The 17,236-nt window shown below is 61.3% G+C and carries 15 protein-coding genes and 1 pseudogene; 10 read left to right on the plus strand and 6 right to left on the minus strand.

The genetic code is table 11. The features are described 5' to 3' along the window. The first annotated feature begins 61 nt into the window (after nucleotides 1-61). From glgB to msrB, 3 genes are all read left to right on the plus strand, one after another. The gene (glgB, locus tag OKB77_RS13465; protein WP_199415717.1) at nucleotides 62-2,239 is read left to right on the plus strand and encodes a 1,4-alpha-glucan branching protein GlgB; all 2,178 of its coding nucleotides are present in this window, start codon (nucleotides 62-64) and stop codon (nucleotides 2,237-2,239) included. Next, nucleotides 2,239-4,395, plus strand: a complete 2,157-nt coding sequence (gene glgX, locus OKB77_RS13470; protein ID WP_103250917.1) for a glycogen debranching protein GlgX — start codon at nucleotides 2,239-2,241, stop codon at nucleotides 4,393-4,395. Before glgB ends, glgX begins: the two co-directional genes overlap by 1 nt. A gap of 68 nt (nucleotides 4,396-4,463) precedes the next feature. Then, on the plus strand, nucleotides 4,464-4,850 hold the full coding sequence (gene msrB / locus OKB77_RS13475) for a peptide-methionine (R)-S-oxide reductase MsrB (RefSeq protein WP_040068248.1): 387 nt from the start codon (nucleotides 4,464-4,466) through the stop codon (nucleotides 4,848-4,850). A 73-nt stretch (nucleotides 4,851-4,923) separates the two neighbouring features. On the opposite strand, the gene chrA is transcribed toward msrB, so the two are convergent. Then, a complete protein-coding gene (gene chrA / locus OKB77_RS13480; protein WP_206424602.1) occupies nucleotides 4,924-6,090 on the minus strand; it encodes a chromate efflux transporter in 1,167 nt (388 codons plus the stop codon). Between the two features lie 58 nt (nucleotides 6,091-6,148). After that, complete coding sequence (locus OKB77_RS13485) at nucleotides 6,149-6,604, minus strand: nucleotide triphosphate diphosphatase NUDT15 (RefSeq protein ID WP_123172362.1); 456 nt, start codon at nucleotides 6,602-6,604, stop codon at nucleotides 6,149-6,151. A 206-nt stretch (nucleotides 6,605-6,810) separates the two neighbouring features. On the opposite strand from OKB77_RS13485, the gene OKB77_RS13490 reads away from it, so the two are divergent. Together OKB77_RS13490 and OKB77_RS13495 are read left to right on the plus strand one after the other, a co-directional pair. Beyond that, a complete protein-coding gene (locus OKB77_RS13490; RefSeq protein WP_123172361.1) occupies nucleotides 6,811-7,038 on the plus strand; it encodes a hypothetical protein in 228 nt (75 codons plus the stop codon). A gap of 145 nt (nucleotides 7,039-7,183) precedes the next feature. Next, nucleotides 7,184-7,501, plus strand: a complete 318-nt coding sequence (locus OKB77_RS13495; protein ID WP_005343224.1) for a hypothetical protein — start codon at nucleotides 7,184-7,186, stop codon at nucleotides 7,499-7,501. A 131-nt stretch (nucleotides 7,502-7,632) separates the two neighbouring features. Here the strand turns inward: OKB77_RS13495 and OKB77_RS13500 are convergent, their stop codons facing one another. Together OKB77_RS13500 and OKB77_RS13505 are read right to left on the minus strand one after the other, a co-directional pair. Continuing rightward, on the minus strand, nucleotides 7,633-8,109 hold the full coding sequence (locus OKB77_RS13500) for an Lrp/AsnC family transcriptional regulator (RefSeq protein ID WP_123172360.1): 477 nt from the start codon (nucleotides 8,107-8,109) through the stop codon (nucleotides 7,633-7,635). Between the two features lie 311 nt (nucleotides 8,110-8,420). Further along, complete coding sequence (locus OKB77_RS13505; protein WP_123172359.1) at nucleotides 8,421-9,044, minus strand: helix-turn-helix transcriptional regulator; 624 nt, start codon at nucleotides 9,042-9,044, stop codon at nucleotides 8,421-8,423. 106 nt (nucleotides 9,045-9,150) lie between these two features. Here OKB77_RS13505 and OKB77_RS13510 point away from each other — a divergent pair. Together OKB77_RS13510 and OKB77_RS13515 are read left to right on the plus strand one after the other, a co-directional pair. Next, nucleotides 9,151-10,379: pseudogene (locus OKB77_RS13510) on the plus strand (MFS transporter). A gap of 110 nt (nucleotides 10,380-10,489) precedes the next feature. Then, nucleotides 10,490-11,308 (plus strand): Cof-type HAD-IIB family hydrolase, encoded by an 819-nt coding sequence (locus tag OKB77_RS13515; protein WP_123172357.1) that lies wholly within the window; start codon nucleotides 10,490-10,492, stop codon nucleotides 11,306-11,308. Nucleotides 11,309-11,359: 51 nt separating this feature from the next. Here OKB77_RS13515 and OKB77_RS13520 read toward each other — a convergent pair whose 3' ends face one another. Then, nucleotides 11,360-11,923, minus strand: coding sequence for a DUF2799 domain-containing protein (locus tag OKB77_RS13520; RefSeq protein ID WP_123172356.1), 564 nt, complete (start codon nucleotides 11,921-11,923; stop codon nucleotides 11,360-11,362). A 207-nt stretch (nucleotides 11,924-12,130) separates the two neighbouring features. Between OKB77_RS13520 and OKB77_RS13525 the strand changes: the two genes are divergently transcribed. Then, the gene (locus tag OKB77_RS13525; RefSeq protein ID WP_076492465.1) at nucleotides 12,131-12,970 is read left to right on the plus strand and encodes an isopenicillin N synthase family dioxygenase; all 840 of its coding nucleotides are present in this window, start codon (nucleotides 12,131-12,133) and stop codon (nucleotides 12,968-12,970) included. Nucleotides 12,971-13,181: 211 nt separating this feature from the next. Continuing rightward, nucleotides 13,182-14,495: a sodium-dependent transporter gene (locus OKB77_RS13530; RefSeq protein WP_064341676.1), complete on the plus strand. Its 1,314-nt coding sequence runs from the start codon at nucleotides 13,182-13,184 to the stop codon at nucleotides 14,493-14,495. A 3-nt stretch (nucleotides 14,496-14,498) separates the two neighbouring features. Here OKB77_RS13530 and OKB77_RS13535 read toward each other — a convergent pair whose 3' ends face one another. Next, nucleotides 14,499-15,218: a substrate-binding periplasmic protein gene (locus OKB77_RS13535; RefSeq protein WP_064341675.1), complete on the minus strand. Its 720-nt coding sequence runs from the start codon at nucleotides 15,216-15,218 to the stop codon at nucleotides 14,499-14,501. A gap of 432 nt (nucleotides 15,219-15,650) precedes the next feature. Between OKB77_RS13535 and OKB77_RS13540 the strand changes: the two genes are divergently transcribed. After that, nucleotides 15,651-16,964 carry a sodium-dependent transporter gene (locus tag OKB77_RS13540; protein WP_123172355.1) on the plus strand — a complete coding sequence of 438 codons (1,314 nt, stop codon included), beginning with the start codon at nucleotides 15,651-15,653 and terminating at the stop codon, nucleotides 16,962-16,964. Nucleotides 16,965-17,236: the final 272 nt, after the last annotated feature.

The following is a 17,236-nucleotide window of genomic DNA, read 5'->3' on the forward strand; positions in this document are numbered from 1 at the left end:
CTCACCTAAATCCACTCCGGTTTCGGCCGGAGTGGATGCTCTGTCATGAAAGGAAATCTCGATGCTCGTTGAACGTTTGGTTGCTGCCCGCTGTTCCGATCCCTTCTCTCACTTAGGCCTGCAGGCCAATCCGGATGGGCCCGGCCTCAAACTGACCGCCTGGTTGCCTGATGCCCTCGAAGTTCGCGTCAAGGATCTCAAGTCGGGCAAAGTCGTTGCCACCCTGGCGCCCACCGATGAATCGGGTCTTTTTGAAACTGTTTTCACCCGCCGCAAAAACTCCTTCCCCTATCAGCTGATCGCCAGCTACCAAGATGCCACCACCGAGGTCATCGACCCCTATCAGTTTCAGGATGCCGCCTGGGCAGGCCTGGCCGAACTGACAGCCCAGCCGGAAAACCTCTACCACACCCTTGGCGCCCAGCTGCGCACCGTGGAGCATCTTGGCCAGCAGGTGGAAGGGGTGCGTTTTGCGGTCTATGCGCCGAGCGCCACCGCCGTGAGCCTCATCGGCGATTTCAACTTCTGGGATGGCCGCCGCCATCCGATGCAGCGCAGCCTCTGTGGTCACTGGGTGCTGTTTGTGCCGGGCCTCAAGGCCGGGGATCGCTACAAGTTCGAGCTCAAGGACCCCATGGGCAACCGGCTGCCCCACAAGAGCGATCCGGTCGGCTTTTACTGCGAGCAGTATCCGTCGTTCGCTTCCGTGGTCTATGACCACGCCCATTACCAGTGGCAGGATGCCGAGTGGATTGCCAGCCAGCACAACGACAAACGCGAGCAGCCGCTCTCCATCTATGAGCTGCATGTCGGCTCCTGGAAACGCCACCCCAACGGCGACAGCCTGAGCTGGCGCGAGCTGGCAGTGGAGCTGGTCGCCTACGTCAAGGAGATGGAGTACACCCACATCGAGCTGCTGCCTGTCTCCGAGCACCCCTTCAGCGGCTCCTGGGGCTACCAGCCGGTGGGCATGTTCTCCCCCACCAGCCGCTACGGCACCGCCGATGATTTCAAATACTTCGTCGACCAGTGCCACCAGGCCGGCATCGGCATCATTCTGGACTGGGTACCCGCCCACTTCCCGTCCGATGCCCACGGCCTGGCCCGTTTCGATGGCACCCCGCTCTACGAGTACGAGGATCCGCGCCGTGGCTGGCACCCGGACTGGAACTCCTACATCTACGACTTCGGCCGCGACACAGTGCGCCAGTTCCTGGTGGCGAGCGCCCTGTTCTGGCTCGACAAGTTCCACATCGACGGCCTGCGGGTGGATGCGGTTGCCTCCATGCTCTATCTCGATTACTCCCGCAACGCCGGTGAGTGGGTACCGAACGTCGATGGCGGCAACCACAACTACGAGGCGATAAGCCTCTTGAAGTGGACCAACGAGGAGGTCTACGGCAAGTATCCCCACGCCATGACCATAGCCGAAGAGTCCACCGCCTTTGCCGGTGTCTCCCGCCCCACCTTCCTCGGCGGCCTCGGCTTTGGCTTCAAGTGGAATATGGGCTGGATGCACGACACCCTCACCTATATGCAGAAAGAGCCGATCCACCGTCGCTACCACCACAACGACATGACCTTCTCCATGGTTTACCACTATGACGAGAACTTCATCCTGTCGCTCTCCCACGACGAGGTGGTGCACGGCAAGCACTCCATGCTCTACAAGATGCCGGGCGACGAGTGGCAGCAAGCCGCCAACCTGCGGGCCTACATGGGCTTCATGTACGCCCATCCGGGCAAGAAGCTCAATTTCATGGGCACCGAGATCGCCCAGAGCAACGAGTGGAACCACGATGCCCAGCTGCCGTGGCATCTGCTGCAATATCCCAAGCATGCCGGTCAGCAACGGCTGATCCACGATCTCAACCACCTCTACCGTCATGAGCCTGCCTTGTATCAGGCCGATTATGAGCAGACCGGCTTCCGCTGGCTGGATCACAACGATGCCGACAACAGCATCTTTGCCTGGCTGCGGGCGGACAAAGAGGGCAAGCAGGCTATTGTGGTGGCTTGCAACTTCACCCCGGTGCCCCGTCTCGAATATCGGATCGGCGTCCCAGCTGCGGGCCACTATCGGGTGGTGCTCAACACCGACAGCGAGTATTACTGGGGTAGTAACTATGATGTAGGTCTGGTGTTCGCTGCCGAACCGACCCCCTGGCAGGGGATGGCACACAGCATAGTGCTGGATCTGCCGCCGCTGGCGACCTTGTTTATCAAACAGGAGTCTTGATGCTTGTAATGGAAAAAGGGGTGGGCCACCCGCTGGGGGCCCGCCTTGACGAGAACGGTTGCCACTTCTGCGTCTGGGCCCCCCAGTCGGACAAGGTGGAGATCTGCCTGTACGACGAGCAGGAGCAGGAGCTGATGCGGCTGGAGTTGCCCGGCCGCCGTGGCCAGTATCGCTTTGGCTACGTGCGCGGTGTAAAGGCCGGTCAGCGCTACGGCTATCGGGTCTATGGCACCCCGCAGGAGGGGATGCTGTTCGATCCGCAAAAACTGCTGATTGACCCCTACGCCAGGGCGCTCAGCCGTCCCACCTATTGGGATGAAGCCCTCTATCAGGGGGACAGTGCCGGGATGATTGCCAAGTCGGTGGTAGTGGATGACCGTTTTGACTGGCAAGGGGTTGGCAAACCCGGGATCAGCCCGGCCCGCACCATTATCTACGAGACCCACGTCAAGGGCTTTACCAAGCAGCACCCGGGGATCCCCAAAGCGCTGCAGGGCACCTACCTTGGCATCAGTCATCCGCTGGTTATCGAGCATATGAAGAGCCTCGGCATCACCTCGGTGCAGCTGATGCCGGTGGCCGCCTTCATGTCGGAACCGCGACTGGAGCAGCTGGGACTCACCAACTACTGGGGCTACAACCCCATCGCCTTCTTCGCCCCGGAGCCGCGTTACAGCACCAGGGCAGACGAGGCGGTGACCGAGTTCAAGACCATGGTGCGCGAGCTGCACCGGGCCGGGCTCGAGGTGATCCTGGATGTGGTCTACAACCACACTGCCGCCTCGGGCTTCGACGGCCCTACCCTCTCGTTCAAGGGCTTTGACAACGCCGGTTACTACGCCTTCGAAGCGGGCCCCCACGGCCCGGACTACACCCGTCACGCCAACGTGACCGGCTGTGGCAACAGCGTCAATCTGGATCACCCCAACACCCTGCGGCTGGTGCTCGATGCCTTGCGCTACTGGGTCACCGAGATGCAGGTGGATGGCTTCCGTTTCGATCTGGCGGTGACGCTGGCGCGGGAAGCGGGGGAGTTCGAGCCCATGGGCGCCTTCTTCAAGGCCGTGATGGCCGACCCAGTGCTGTCACAGGTCAAGCTCATCGCCGAACCCTGGGATATCGGCCCCTTCGGCTACCGGCTGGGTCAGTTCCCGAGCCAGTGGCAGGAGATAAATGACCGCTACCGCGACACGGTGCGCGCCTTCTGGCGCGGTGATGCGGGCAAAATGGGGGACTTCGCCACCCGTCTGGTGGGTTCGCGGGATATCTTCCCGAAGAACTGGCGCTCCCCCCACACCAGCGTCAACTACCTCTGCTATCACGACGGTTTCACCCTGGAGGATCTGGTCTCCTACAACCAGCGCCACAATCAGGCCAACGGTGAAGACAATCGGGATGGCCACGGCAACAACCTCTCCTATAACCACGGGGTAGAGGGGCCGACCCTGGATCCGCGGGTCAACAGCTTGCGCCAGCAGCAGAAGCGCAATCTGATTGCCACCCTGCTGCTCTCCCAAGGCACTCCCCACTTCCTCGCCGGCGACGAGATGGGCCGCAGCCAGCTTGGCAACAACAACGCCTACTGTCAGGACAACCAGATCAGCTGGGTCAACTGGCAATGGCGACCGGAGGATGAGCGGCTGTTCGCCTTCACCCAGCAGATGATGGCGCTGCGGGCGGAGTCCTGCGTCTTCTCCAACCTGCAACTGAGCGACGACAGCTGGAATGGCACCCCGTCCAGCTGCCATCAGGTCAACTGGTATCACCCGGACGGCCACCAGCTCACCGATCAGGATTGGCACGCCCCCATGGGGCAGGCGTTCGCCATGGATATCGGCATGATCAACTGTGTCGGCGAGCGCTGGTACGTGCTGTTCAACGCCAGCGATTACGACATCCAGTTCCGCCTGCCACCGCCGGGGGAAGGGCTGGAGTGGATCCAGACCATCGACACCGCCACCAACGATGGCCTCCCCTTCCTGCCGGATGACATCAAACGGCAGGTGGCAGTCGGCCGGGCCCACTCCCTCAAACTGCTGGAGCGGGTGGCGCTGGCCAGCACGGCGGAGGATGCCCAGCCACCGCAGCAGGAAATTCTCCCTGCATCCGGTGAGGAGATGGTTGCCACCTCGATCACAGATACAGGCAAAGCATAAGAGGCATGCTGGAGTCAGCTTTACGGAGCCGCTATGCTGGGCTCCGGTATGGATGGCAAGGAGTCGGTATGAGCAGTAACAATCCGGAACAGTGGCGCAGCAAACTGACCGCCGAGCAGTTTCACGTCTGCTGGGAGAAGGGCACCGAGCGCCCCTACAGCGGCGCCCTGCTCCACAATCGCAAGAGCGGCGACTACCTCTGTGTCTGCTGCAAGAGCGTGCTGTTTCACTCAGGAGCCAAGTTTGATTCCGGCTGCGGCTGGCCCTCGTTCGACAAGGCCATCGAGGGGACGGTGGAGTACACCGAGGACAACAGCCACGGCATGAAGCGAGTGGAGATCACCTGCCGCCAGTGCGGCTCTCACCTCGGTCACGTCTTCCCCGACGGACCGACCGAAACCGGCCAGCGCTACTGCGTCAACAGCCTGAGTCTGGATTTCGATCCCGACGCTTAAGCAGCTGACCCATTGCAATAAAAACGGCGCCTCCATCACGGAGGCGCCGTTTTTTATCGGGATTTCACCGCATTCACGCCAGCAGGATAGCAGCCATCACCAACAGGGCCGCGATGGCCGGTATCGGCAGCTTCACCACCCGCAGCAGATAAAAGCCGATGGCGGCCAGCGCCAGATCGGTCGGCGCCAGCACCGCGCTCTGCCACACCGGCTGATAGAGGGCCGCCAGCAACAAGCCCACTACGGCAGCATTGATGCCGGTGACGGCCCCCGCCAGACGGGGCCGGGCCAGCCACTGTTGCCAGCAGGTGCCCACCGCCCAGAGCAGCAGAAAGCCGGGTGCAAAGAGCGCCAGGGTCGCCAACAGGGCCCCGATCATCGGCATCTCGGGCTGCAACTGTGCGCCAAGATAGGTGGCAAGGGTAAACATGGGGCCCGGCACCAACTGGGCCAGGCTGTAACCGGTCAGAAACTGCTGCTCGTTGAGAGTGTGTCCCACGCTCTCTTGCAGTAGCGGCAACACCACATGCCCACCGCCAAACACCAGACTACCGGCGCGATAGAAGTCGGCAACCAGCTGGCCAAGCGGGCTACCGAGCAGCGGCAGACCGATAAAAAGGATGCCAAACATCAGCAGGGTAGGCCAATGAGGCTGACTGCTGGCGGCAGAAGGCAGCTCGGCGGTGGCAGGGCGACTACCCGCCTCGCGCTGGCTGCGGGCGCAGATCAGCGCCGCTCCCGCCAGCATCAACAGTTGAGTCAGCAGACCGGGCTGCCACCAGAGTGCGGCAGCGGTCACCACCATGATCCCTTGGGTCATTCCCGTGGCACAGAACTGACGACTCATGGTGAGCACCGCATCGGCCACCACGATGAGCGCCAGCAGCTTGAGGCCATGCAGCGCCGCATCGAGCCACAAATTGCTGCCCAGCTGGCCGATGCCGATCGCGGCCGCCAGTAGCAGCAGAAATGAGGGCAGCGTGAAGCCAAGAAAAGCTGAGAGCGCCCCGCCCAGACCGGCGCGATGACGACCGATGGCGAAACCAAGCTGACTGGAGGCAGGCCCCGGCAGCAGCTGGCACAGCGCCAGCAAGCGGGCAAATTCGGCCTGTGTCAGCCAGCCAAGCCGCTGGACGAAGATGCGCTGGAAATAGCCGATATGAGCGGCCGGACCACCAAAGCTGATGCATCCCAGCCATAAAAACTGAATAAATACCTGTCCCACGCTCTTCTCCCTCATCCCTCTTCTCCCGTTGGAGAGGGGATATTATGACAGCGCGATGATCGTTTTATGACAATCAGGCTGATTCGGCCGACACCATGGGCATATCACCCGGCAGATAGCAGCGCCCCGCCAGCCAGCAGGCGATGGACTGACGGCTGGCGTCGAAATGGGGCTCGGGCAACGCGCGCGGATCGCACCAGACCCAGCCTTCGCACTTCTCCGGCTCCAGCAGTTGCGGCTCACCATCGGCTCGGGCGTGCAGCGTCACCGAGATATAGTGCAGCCCGCTCTCGCGCCATGTCTCCAGATTGTTGGTCACCGCCACCACCTCGGGCCCCTGGATCTCAAGTCCCGTCTCCTCGGCCACCTCGCGGATCGCCGCCGACTCGAAGCTCTCCCCCAACTCCAGATGACCACCCGGGATCGACCAGTAGGGGGCATGGCTCCCTTTGCGCTTGCCAAGCAGCACCTGGCCTTGGGCGTTGGTCAGAATGACGCCGACCCCGACGCGGGGATAGAGAGTGGACATGAAAACGCTCCTTCAATAAGGCAGTAAAACGGCCCCACCTTAGGCCCAAGGAGGGCACAGGGCAAGCCCCGGCTGCACGGCACCTGCGCCTGTCGGTGGCTCCTCCCCTTGCCCCTTAACCGGTTATCACTGATGCTGGGGAGTGAAGCCCAGATGGAGAGGTCATCCCAATCCTCTCAGTCCCCCATTACCTCGAGGAGTTCGCCATGAAAAAATTGCTCCCCCTGTGCGCCCTGCTGCTCACGGCTTGCCAAACCACGCCGCCCCCCAGCTCGCTCGCCATCGATGATGCCGACGCCTGGCAGGCCATTTGCAAAGATGGCACCCGGGTTCGCGCCGTGGTGGCAGAGGGGATCTGTGGGGATCATCGCGGGGTAGCCATGTGGACGAATAAGCCAAGAGCTGAACGGATGGCAGAAGAAGCCGCCAAATAGTGTGATCCAGACACCATAAAATGACACTGCCGGCCAATTGGTCGGATTTTTTCGCGATCTCGCCAGCACTTTGCCACCTTGTTCATGGTGCGCTCAGTTTTCTGTTCCCATACTGGCCCTACAGTTCCAAAAGAGGAGAGACAAGATGCAAACATCCATCGTCGGGCTCTCCATTCTGTGGGGGCTAGCCAGTTTTGGTGTTCAGGGGGATTTCATCGAGAGCCGTGATTCCGTTGCGCCATCCTGGCAAGCCGAGTCCAGAGTGGAGATGGAAGGTTATCTGATTGAATCGCTTGGCGAAGATCGCTGGCTGTTCGACAACGGCAGCGAGAGCCTGCTGGTCTCCCTGCCCGAGGGGCAGTGGGTGCCGACCGGCGAGCGGCTGCGGGTCAGCGGCGAACCGCAGCAGGAGCAGAGCGGCTGGCTGCTACAGGTGGAAGACATCAGCCAGGTCAGCGTCTGACAGCGGCAGTCGCCCCGTCACCGCGACAGCTAATCCAGAACCGATAACCACAACCGAATAACCAAGAGCGAATAGCAAAAGAGGAGGCCACTGGCCTCCTCTTTCTGTTTCTATGAGCGGTTTGCGCGGGCTCACCCCAGATGGTTGAGCGGCAGCGCCGTCTTGTGCTTGATGCGGCGCAGCACGAAGCTGGAGCGCACCCCGGTCACCCCCGGAATATGGGTCAGCTTGTCCAGCAGGAAGTGCTGATAGTGCTCCATGTCGCGCACCACCACCTTGAGCTGGTAATCGGCATCATTGCCGGTGATGAGGTCACACCCCAGCACTTCGGGCAGCTCGCTGATGGCGCGATCGAAGTTTTCGAACCGCTCGGGCGTGTGTCTGTCCATGGATATATGAATGTAGGCGGTGAGGGTGAGGCCAAGCTGGCGGGCGTTGAGCAGAGTAACGTGGGTGTCGATGAGACCGGCATCCTCCAGCGCCTTGACCCGGCGGGAGCAGGGGGACGGCGAGAGCCCGACCAGCTCGGCCAGTTCCAGATTGCTGATGCGGCCATTCTCCTGCATCAGCTCGAGAATATGTCTGTCTATGCGATCAAGTTTCAGCATTTACCCTTCCTCGTTGCAATGACTAATCCACTTTTCCTAGATTAAGGGTGAACTATTGCAAAAACAACCGAAATAAGTGGTTACTTTGCAACCACTCACCGGCATGGGAGGGATACTATGGTTACATCTTCCGGTGGCAAAGCAGATACCTGACCGGGTCTCTGCGGTGAAGGACCTTACCGGGTCAAGAGCCCCATCAGCCGTCTTACCTTATCGGGAAACGACGGGCTGGAACGAGAGAACCCCCTCCCCGAAGGCAACAAAGCAGGCATCCCGGCGCCTGCTTTGTTGTTTTTGGGCGTTTGATGAAATCAGAGCGCGGGCGGCGTGATGCGATAGAGGCAGCGATGCGCCCCCTCCAGCAGATATTGCTCCCGCTCCACCGTCGCCGGCGCCAGCAGCTGGCGAAACAGCGCCAGCTCGCTGCGACAGAAACCGCGGCAGGTACGCGCTGCCGCACAGATGGGGCAGTGGCTCTCCCACAGCAGCCAGCTACCATCCTCTTCGCGGAGGATCTCCGCCATGTAGCCCTCGCGAGTACGCAGCTCCTTGAGCGCCGCCAGCCGGCCAGATAGACCATGGGACCCCAGCGCCTCCTGATAGCGAGCAAGCATTTGCTGCTCCCGCTGCTGGATCAGCCGCTCCATCCCCTCCTCGCCAAACAGCTCGCGCACGTTGTCGATCAGTTGCACGGTCAGGTCGCTATGGCTATCGGGGAAGCGCTGCCAGGCCTGCTCGGTGAGCTGCCACAGCCGCACGGGACGACCGCGCCCGCGCGCCTCGTCGCTGAATGTGACCCACCCCTCCTGCTCCAGCGTGAGCAGGTGCTGGCGGGCGCCCATGGAGGTCATCTGCAACTGCTCCCCCAGCGCGGCGGCGCTCTGCGGGCCATGGCTCTTGAGCAGAAACAGGATCTTGTCGGTGCTTGCGTTCATGATCTCATTATGGGGAGCGCTCTTTATTAAATCAACAATTCACTTTACTTAATCCCGTCTATGAATCAGCATAAATAAACCAATAACTTTATTTAATGGGTGCAACATGGAGAAACACGGGCACAAAAATCCCCTCTGGGTGCTGATCATGACGGTCACGCTGGCAGTTGCAGGTTTCAGTCTCCCCTCCCCGGTGTTGGCACCTTTGCTGCTGGATCCGGCCCACGGCATGCTGACGCCGGATGCCTCCGACTGGAGCCGCAAGGTTTGGCTGGGGGTCATCATGGGGCTCTATCCCCTGTTCCAGCTGGTGGGCAGTCCCTGGCTCGGTCGCCTCTCCGACCGCTATGGCCGCAAGCCACTGCTGTTGCTCTCGCTGGCGGGGGTACTGGCAGGCTATGCCCTGATGGCACTCGGTATCGCCTGGCGCTCCCTCCCCCTGCTGCTGCTCAGCCGGATTGTAGAGGGGCTATGCAACGGCAACATCGCCATAGTGCAGGCGATGGCAGCGGATCTCGCCGGCAAGGAGCACAAGGCCCGCAGCTTCGCCTGGATCAACATCGGCATGAATCTGGGCTGGGTCGTGGGGCCGATGATCGGGGGCTACGCCGCGGTGATCTCGGGGGATTACAGTCTGGCCGCCTGGCTGGCGGTAGGAATGACCCTGCTCAACCTGCTGCTGGTCTACTGGCTGATCCCCTATCGTCCGCCGGTGGCGGCCACCCGTCAGACAGCGACCCTCTCCAGCCGCCAGTTGCTGCTGCAACCGGCCCTGCTGCCCTACTTCGCACTTACCCTGATCAGCTATGGTGCGGTGCAGCTCTATTTCACCTACTTCAATATCTGGCTGGTGGAGCGGCTGTCCTGGGATCCGGCCCAGCTGGCGCAGGCGGCGGTGCTGGTGAGTCTGCCCATGATGGCGGGCTCCTGGCTCGGCTCCCGCATCGCCCGCCACTGGCGCGGCAGCTCCCTCGGGATTGTCGGCCATCTGGTGATGGCGAGCGGCATGCTGCTCTTTATCCTGCCCGTGCACTGGTGGGGGCTGGCACTCACCTTCGTTCCGGCTGGCATCGGCATGAGCCTGGGGAACTGGCCACTTCGGTGGCGATCTCCAACCGCAGTCACCCGGAGCAGCAGGGGCAGGCGATGGGGCTCTACCGCGCCCTCGCCGTGGGCAGCGAGATCCTGGCGGTGCTGCTCGGCAGTCTGGTGCTGCTGGCCGGTACCGAGTGGCCCTTCTATCTCGCCACCCTCTGCTCCCTTGCCAGTGCCGCCGGTTTCTATCTGCTGCGCCGCCGTGCCGACCGTCGTCAACAGCTGGCCAGCTGCACCTGAGCCACGAAGGGATCACAGTTCGGCGCTTCGGCCGCGGGCAAGACTTGCATCGGGGCGCCGGGTCTGGGACGGTAAGGCTCTTTGCGGATTTGTTCGATGCTGGAGGAGCTATGAGTGAGTACAAGGCCATCGCGCTCGATATGGATGGCACCCTGCTGACCCGGGATCACAAGATCTCGTCGGCCACCCGGGCAGCACTGGCGCAAGCCCGCGCCCACGGCATCAAGGTGCTGCTGGTCACGGGGCGCCACTACATGACGGCGCGTCCCTTCCACCACGAGCTGGCACTCGATACCCCCCTCATCTGCAGCAACGGCGCCTATCTCTATGATCCGGTGCAAAACGGGATCCTCAGCGGCGACCCGCTGGCGGCCGCCCCGCTTACCGAGCTGCTGGCCGCGGTCGAAGCACAGCAGATGGGCGCCCTGTTCCACCTGAGCGAGGGGATCGGCTACATCGGCTGCGAAGAGCATGTCACCCGCATCCGCCACTGGTCGGCCAATCAGCCGGACCACCTCAAGATCGCCCTCCACCCGGTCGAGGAGCTGGCAGGCTGGCTCGACAACCCGGTCTGGAAGCTGGAGCTGTTCAATCAGGATCCGGCACGCCTGCACACCTTTATGGGCGAGGTGGTCGAGCAGATGCCCTTTACCCGCGACTGGGCGGCCCCCTATGCGGTAGAGCTGGTACAGCCCGGTTGCAGCAAGGGCAACCGGCTGGCCCAGTGGGCTGCCTGCGAAGGAATTGCGATGGATCAGGTGGTAGCGTTTGGGGACAACAACAACGACATCAGCATGTTCGAGCAGGTGGGACTGGCGGTGGCCATGGGCAATGCGGCCCCGCAGATCCAGAGCCATGCCCATCGGGTCACGGCCGACCACAACGAAGATGGTATCGCACTAGCGCTGCAGCGCTGGGTTCTGCCCTGAGCTGACAAGATGCAACATGGCCAGCACGCGGGCTGGCCATGAAGAGAGGGATTAACCGCCGAAGGAGAACTGGATCACCCGATCCGGATAACGCAGACGGTTGTACTCCCGGCGCAGGGATTCGTAGTGGCGAATGGCCCGATCGCGCTTGGCGCGGTAGTAGTCGCGCTGTTCCGTGTTGGTTTCGTTGCGGATGCTGCGCTCCAGCGTATCGATATCCAGCTCGGTACGCTCCAGCTCGTCGCTGATCTCCCGCATGCGAGCAGCCAGTTTGTACTCTTCGTAGCCACGCTGATACTGCTTGAGGAAGCTGGCGTCATTGGGGCATACCCCCAGATAGGCCTGCCCCTCCTTTCCCTTGCTGTAAGCCAGCTCGGGAATGCAATAGAGCTCCAGCCCCTTGTCGTAGCCCCGTTTCCACTCGGCCTCATCCACCCGGAGGCCATATTCGCTGCAAGACGAAACGTAGTCGCGGGTCGCCTGACGGGTTTTGCCTTCCGATCCATCCTGATAACCCAGGTTGTACCAACTCATGGTGCGGCACTCATCTTCTGACAGGGCACTGCATCCCGCCAGCAATACCGGCAGGGTCAGCAACAGGATTTTGGGGGACATGAACAGACTCCGGAAAAGATAGTGAGCGGCATTCTAGAGAGGATAAAAGGCCATAACAAGGGATGCGCTCCCGTGCGGTCTGGCGCGGTTTATTTGATGTTTTTGTCACTATTCAACGCCGTGCCAGACGGGGCGGCCAACCCGCTTTCCTTGTTATCAGGCGCAAGGTAAACTGCGCCATCTTTTAACTGGCGCGCAACAAAAACAATGAAAGTCCTGACCGTCGATTACCGCTCACCCGATGCGGCCCAACGCTTCACCGAATCCCTGCGAACCACCGGCTTTGGCGTGCTGACCAACCACCCCATTCCGAAAGAGCTGGTGCAGTCCATCTACGACAACTGGTATCGCTTCTTCATGAGCGAGCAGAAGCAGGATTTTCTGTTCAACCGCGAGACTCAAGATGGCTACTTCCCGCCGTCGGTCTCCGAGGTGGCCAAGGGCCATAGCCAGAAAGACATCAAGGAGTACTTCCACATCTACCCCTGGGGCCAGATGCCGGAAGAGCTGAAGGAGCAGGCGATGGAGTACTACCGCCTCGCCAACGGTCTGGCCGCCGAGCTGCTGGGCTGGGTCGAGCAGTACACCCCGGCCGATATCGCCGCTCACTACAGCTGCCCCCTCTCCTCGATGATCGAAGAGAGCCAGAAGACCCTGCTGCGGGTGCTGCACTATCCGCCGTTCGATGGCACCGAGGAGCCGGGCGCCATCCGCGCCGCCGCCCACGAAGATATCAACCTGCTTACCATTCTGCCCGCCGCCAACGAGCCGGGGCTGCAGGTGAAGGGCTCCGACGGCGAGTGGATGGACGTGCCGTGTGACTTTGGCACCCTCATCATCAATATCGGCGACATGCTGCAGGAGGCCTCTCGCGGCTACTACCCCTCCACCACTCACCGCGTCATCAACCCGACCGGTGGCAGTGCCGCCAAGTCGCGTATCTCCCTGCCGCTGTTCCTCCACCCGCGCCCGGATGTGGTGCTCTCCGAGCGTCATACCGCCCACAGCTACCTGATGGAGCGGCTGCGCGAGCTCGGGGTGATCTAGTCCACCGACGAGCAGTTGTCAGAGACCAAACCGGAGCAATCTCGCTCCGGTTTTTATTTGGTGGCAGGATTGGCCAAAAAACAGAATTAAATTAGCCAATCGTGCCAATAAATCGCATTTACACCTGATAACCGTCGTAGTGATTGCGCCGTGACCTCCGTAACATGAGCGCCATTCTGCCCCTGCCAAGGGGCGCTCGATTGGAGTTCTTATGAAGCAGTCCCAATGGTCATCCCGACTCGGCTACATCCTCGCCGCAGCGGGTTCCGCGGTCGGTATCGGCGCAATCTGGAAATTCCCCTATGTCACCGCAGTCAACGGCGGCGGCGCCTTCCTGCTGGTCTTTCTGCTGTTCAGCTTCACCCTGGGGGTGGCGGTACTGATGGGGGAGACCCTGCTCGGCAGCATGAGTCGCCGCGGGGTAGTGGGTGCCTTCTCCGATCTGCTCGGCAAACAGTGGCGCTGGGTTGGGGTAATGGGGGTGATCTCTACCCTGCTCATCTACTGCTTCTACAGCGTGGTGGGCGGGTGGACCCTGGGTTATACCGGCATGGCCATCTCAGGCCAGCTCAACCATGGGGATGCGGCGGCCCTCACCGCCCGCTTCAATGACTATGTCAGCGGCGACGTCTGGCCCATTCTCACCCATCTGCTGTTTGCCGCCCTCACCTGGATGGTGGTGCAAGGCGGCATTCAGAAAGGGGTGGAGCGCACCCTGCGCTGGATGATGCCGGCCCTGTTCCTGATGATCCTGATGCTGGTCGCCTTTGGCCTTACCCTGCCCAATGCGATGGCGGGGGTACGTCACTTCCTGATGCCCGACTTCAGCAAGCTGGGGATGTCCGGCGTGCTCGATGCCATGGGGCTGGCCTTCTTCTCCCTCTCCATCGGTCTGGGCATTCACACCACCTACGGCGCCTATCTGCCGACCAGCGAAGGGGTTGGTCGCTCCAGCCTCTGGGTGGTGCTGCTGGCCAGCATGGTGGCAGTACTGGCGGGGCTGATGATCTTCCCGGTGCTGGCCTCGACCGGTATCGACCCGGCCTCCGGCCCCGGTCTCACCTTTATGACCATGCCGGCGGTATTTCAGCTGCTGCCCTTCGGTCAGGTGCTTGAGGTGATCTTCTTCGCCCTGCTGGTTTTTGCGGCGCTCTCCTCGGCCATCTCCCTGCTGGAGCATTTGCAGTGCTTCCTGTGCGAGACCTGGGGCTGGTCACGCCGCACGGCCTGCAGCGCCATCACTGGATTCGTCATGGTTAGCGGTGTTCCGGTCAGCCTGTCGTTTGGTTCGCTGCAACACGCCACCCTGTTTGGCAAAACCATTTTCGAGCTGCTGGACTTTGTCACCTCCAACCTGATGATGCCGCTGTTCGGCCTGATGCTGACGCTGCTGCTGGGCTGGAAGCTGGGACGCAAGGCGCTGCCGCAGGGGATTGCCAGCCACTGGCATCACCTGCTGATGAACTGCTGGCGCTGGATTGCCCCCTTGCTGATCGGCGGGATCTTGATTCGCGGTCTGGTGTGACGGTTACTCTTCGCGGGCGGGCTCATCGGCCCGCCCCTGTGCGGCTCTGACGGCCTCCAGGGCATGCTGCCAGCGGGTGATCTCGGCATCATCCGTTCCCTTGGAGAAGACGATATAGAGACCGGCCTGATGGAGCAGCACGCCACTGCTGACGATGCTGCGCCGGGATAACCCCATCTTGTCGAGGGTGGCCTCCATCACCAGCTCCGCCATCGGCAAGGCATCGATCTTGCCCAGCATCAGCCGCTCTATCGCCTCCCCGACAGTCTTGTAGCGCACCAGATTGGTGTAGCCCTCATGGGTCAGCCGCACATCATCGGCATTGCCCAGCACGACCCCCACTCTGGGCAAATCTCGCAGCTGTGCCAGCGAGGTCAGCGGGTGGCGACTATCCGGCGCCTGATAGATAAAGACCCGATTGATAAAGAGCGGGCCAACCCATTTGAAATGGGACTCCCGCTCCGGGAGCCGCTGTACCACGAACAATCCATAGCCGGGCTCGACCCGTGCCAGCGCCAGCGCCCGCTTGAGCGGGTAAATCCGCACCGGATAGCGGGTGCCAAGCTCCTCCTGCACCTCATCGATCAGGCGAATAGCAAATCCGTCGAGCTTGCCGTCGCGGTATTCGGTAAAGGGGGGTAAGTCGTGACTCAGCAGGGTTAATGCGGGCTGCGCCGACACACTCAGGCTGATCAGTAACCAGGGCAGCACCATCCATCTCATACGACATCCTGTCTCATCGTTGTTCCCGTCAGCGCCATGTAGCGGTCACTAGTTCCAGAAGAAGCTACGTCGATTATCGCCCAGTAAATAGCCACAAGGTAGAAAAGATACGGCCCGGCGAGGTTTTCCCCCACTGAGTTGTACGTATAGCCAGAGTGGTGACAGCGGCACACATAAAAAATTTTTGATTTTATGTGTCAATTATTCTTTCCATGGTTTAGGCTGTTTCCTCATTCATTAGTCAGGTTGTCACCTCATGTCTGCCATCCCCGTGCTGTTTGGTCGATTTTTTAGCTCGCAAGAGAGGTGACCTTGCACGCACAGTTTTTCTGAATGTTCATTGCAAAGGTCGCCTCAGGCGGCCTTTTTTATGGTCTGTCGTTTATTGCTACTCAGGAGTATTGCTTCGATGTCGTGTTACCCGGAGGTTGTATGAGCCAGGTTCAGTGGTCTTCCCGTCTCGGTCATGTGCTGGCCGCAGCAGGCACAGCGATTGGCCTTGGTGCCATCTGGAAGTTTCCCTATGTGACCGCCACCAATGGCGGTGGCGCTTTTCTGCTGGTGTTTCTGCTGTTCAGCTTCACCCTGGGGGTAGCGGTACAGGTCGGCGAAACTCTGCTCGGCAGCCATAGCCAGCGCGGGGTGCTCGGCGCCTTTCGCAAACTGGTGGGGCTGAACTGGCGCTGGATGGGGTATATGGGGATCGCCTGCGGCTTCTTTATCTACAGCTTCTACAGCGTGGTCGGTGGCTGGACCGTGGGTTACGCCGCGCTGGCGATGGCTGGCAAGCTCAACCTGAGCGAGGGGAGCGCCCTCACCGCCCTGTTCAACGGCTATGTCAGCAACCCCTGGTGGCCGGTGCTGACCCATCTGATCTTCGCGGGACTTACCTGGTGGTTCGTGCAGCGGGGTATTCAGAAAGGGGTGGAGCGGGCACTGCGCTGGATGATGCCCGCGCTCTTCATCATGATGTTGTTGCTGGTGGGGGTTGGCCTCTCCATGCCGGGCTCCATGGCGGGTGTGCGCCAGCTGCTGCTGCCGGACTTCTCCATGCTGACCGGCCAGAGCGTGCTGGACGCGCTGGGACTGGCCTTCTTCTCCCTCTCCATCGGGCTCGGGGTACACACGACCTATGGCGCCTACCTGCCCAATAGCGAAGGGGTGCTGCGCTCCGGGGTCTGGGTGGTCACACTGGCTAGCCTTATCTCGGTGCTGGCGGGCTTGATGATCTTCCCGGCGCTGGCCTCCACCGGCATCGATCCCACCGCGGGCCCAGGGCTCACCTTTATGACCATGCCTGCCGTGTTCAGTCATCTGCCGTTCGGTCAGGGATTAGGTGTGGTCTTCTTCCTGTTGCTGCTGGTCGCAGCCCTATCCTCTTCCATCTCCATGCTTGAGCATCTGGTGCGCTTCACTACCGAGGAGTGGGGTTGGTCGCGTCGTGGCGCCTGCAGGGTACTGACTCTGCTCATCATGGCCTCCGGCATTCCGGTGAGCCTGTCGTTCGGCCCATGGAGTGATCTGACCCTGTTTGGCAAGACCATCTTCGAGCTGCTCGACTATCTGACCTCCAACCTGATGATGCCGCTGTTTGGTCTGGTACTGACCCTGCTGCTGGGCTGGCGATTGGGTGATGCCATTCTCCCTGTAGGCCTGTCACCCGCCCTGCGTCTGGCGCTGCTCTGGTGCTGGCGCGTGGTGGCGCCGCTGCTGATCAGCGGGATCTTGATCCGCGGGATCATGTAGCACCTTGCGCATCTTTGCGGGCAGGCCTTGACCTGCCCTTTTTATTGGTGGCGTTCACTTTATTACAGGCATTCATATGAGCAGCATCACGATGGACAGGAGTGCAGTCGGGCAATCTCGGAAGAGCAGGATGAAGAAGGATCGGAGTGGCAGAGTGGCAGAGTGGCAGAGTGGCAGAGTGGCAGAGTGGCAGTGTGGCAGTGTGGCAGTGTGGCAGTGTGGCAGTGTGGCAGTGTGGCAGTGTGGCAGTGTGGCAGTGTGGCAGTGTGGCA

It is taken from the genome of Aeromonas sp. Y318-3, from assembly GCF_027706185.1.
GTDB lineage: Bacteria > Pseudomonadota > Gammaproteobacteria > Enterobacterales > Aeromonadaceae > Aeromonas > Aeromonas veronii.

What these genes read in the sequence shown, in the direction of transcription:
- OKB77_RS13485 (WP_123172362.1), bottom strand. Translation starts at nt 6,604, where the DNA reads ATGTCCACTCTCTATCCCCGCGTCGGGGTCGGCGTCATTCTGACCAAC.
- glgX (WP_103250917.1), top strand. Translation starts at nt 2,239, where the DNA reads ATGCTTGTAATGGAAAAAGGGGTGGGCCACCCGCTGGGGGCCCGCCTT.
- OKB77_RS13495 (WP_005343224.1), top strand. Translation starts at nt 7,184, where the DNA reads ATGCAAACATCCATCGTCGGGCTCTCCATTCTGTGGGGGCTAGCCAGT.
- glgB (WP_199415717.1), top strand. Translation starts at nt 62, where the DNA reads ATGCTCGTTGAACGTTTGGTTGCTGCCCGCTGTTCCGATCCCTTCTCT.
- OKB77_RS13530 (WP_064341676.1), top strand. Translation starts at nt 13,182, where the DNA reads ATGAAGCAGTCCCAATGGTCATCCCGACTCGGCTACATCCTCGCCGCA.
- chrA (WP_206424602.1), bottom strand. Translation starts at nt 6,090, where the DNA reads ATGAGGGAGAAGAGCGTGGGACAGGTATTTATTCAGTTTTTATGGCTG.
- OKB77_RS13505 (WP_123172359.1), bottom strand. Translation starts at nt 9,044, where the DNA reads ATGAACGCAAGCACCGACAAGATCCTGTTTCTGCTCAAGAGCCATGGC.
- OKB77_RS13515 (WP_123172357.1), top strand. Translation starts at nt 10,490, where the DNA reads ATGAGTGAGTACAAGGCCATCGCGCTCGATATGGATGGCACCCTGCTG.
- OKB77_RS13525 (WP_076492465.1), top strand. Translation starts at nt 12,131, where the DNA reads ATGAAAGTCCTGACCGTCGATTACCGCTCACCCGATGCGGCCCAACGC.
- OKB77_RS13535 (WP_064341675.1), bottom strand. Translation starts at nt 15,218, where the DNA reads ATGAGATGGATGGTGCTGCCCTGGTTACTGATCAGCCTGAGTGTGTCG.
- OKB77_RS13520 (WP_123172356.1), bottom strand. Translation starts at nt 11,923, where the DNA reads ATGTCCCCCAAAATCCTGTTGCTGACCCTGCCGGTATTGCTGGCGGGA.
- OKB77_RS13490 (WP_123172361.1), top strand. Translation starts at nt 6,811, where the DNA reads ATGAAAAAATTGCTCCCCCTGTGCGCCCTGCTGCTCACGGCTTGCCAA.
- OKB77_RS13500 (WP_123172360.1), bottom strand. Translation starts at nt 8,109, where the DNA reads ATGCTGAAACTTGATCGCATAGACAGACATATTCTCGAGCTGATGCAG.
- msrB (WP_040068248.1), top strand. Translation starts at nt 4,464, where the DNA reads ATGAGCAGTAACAATCCGGAACAGTGGCGCAGCAAACTGACCGCCGAG.
- OKB77_RS13540 (WP_123172355.1), top strand. Translation starts at nt 15,651, where the DNA reads ATGAGCCAGGTTCAGTGGTCTTCCCGTCTCGGTCATGTGCTGGCCGCA.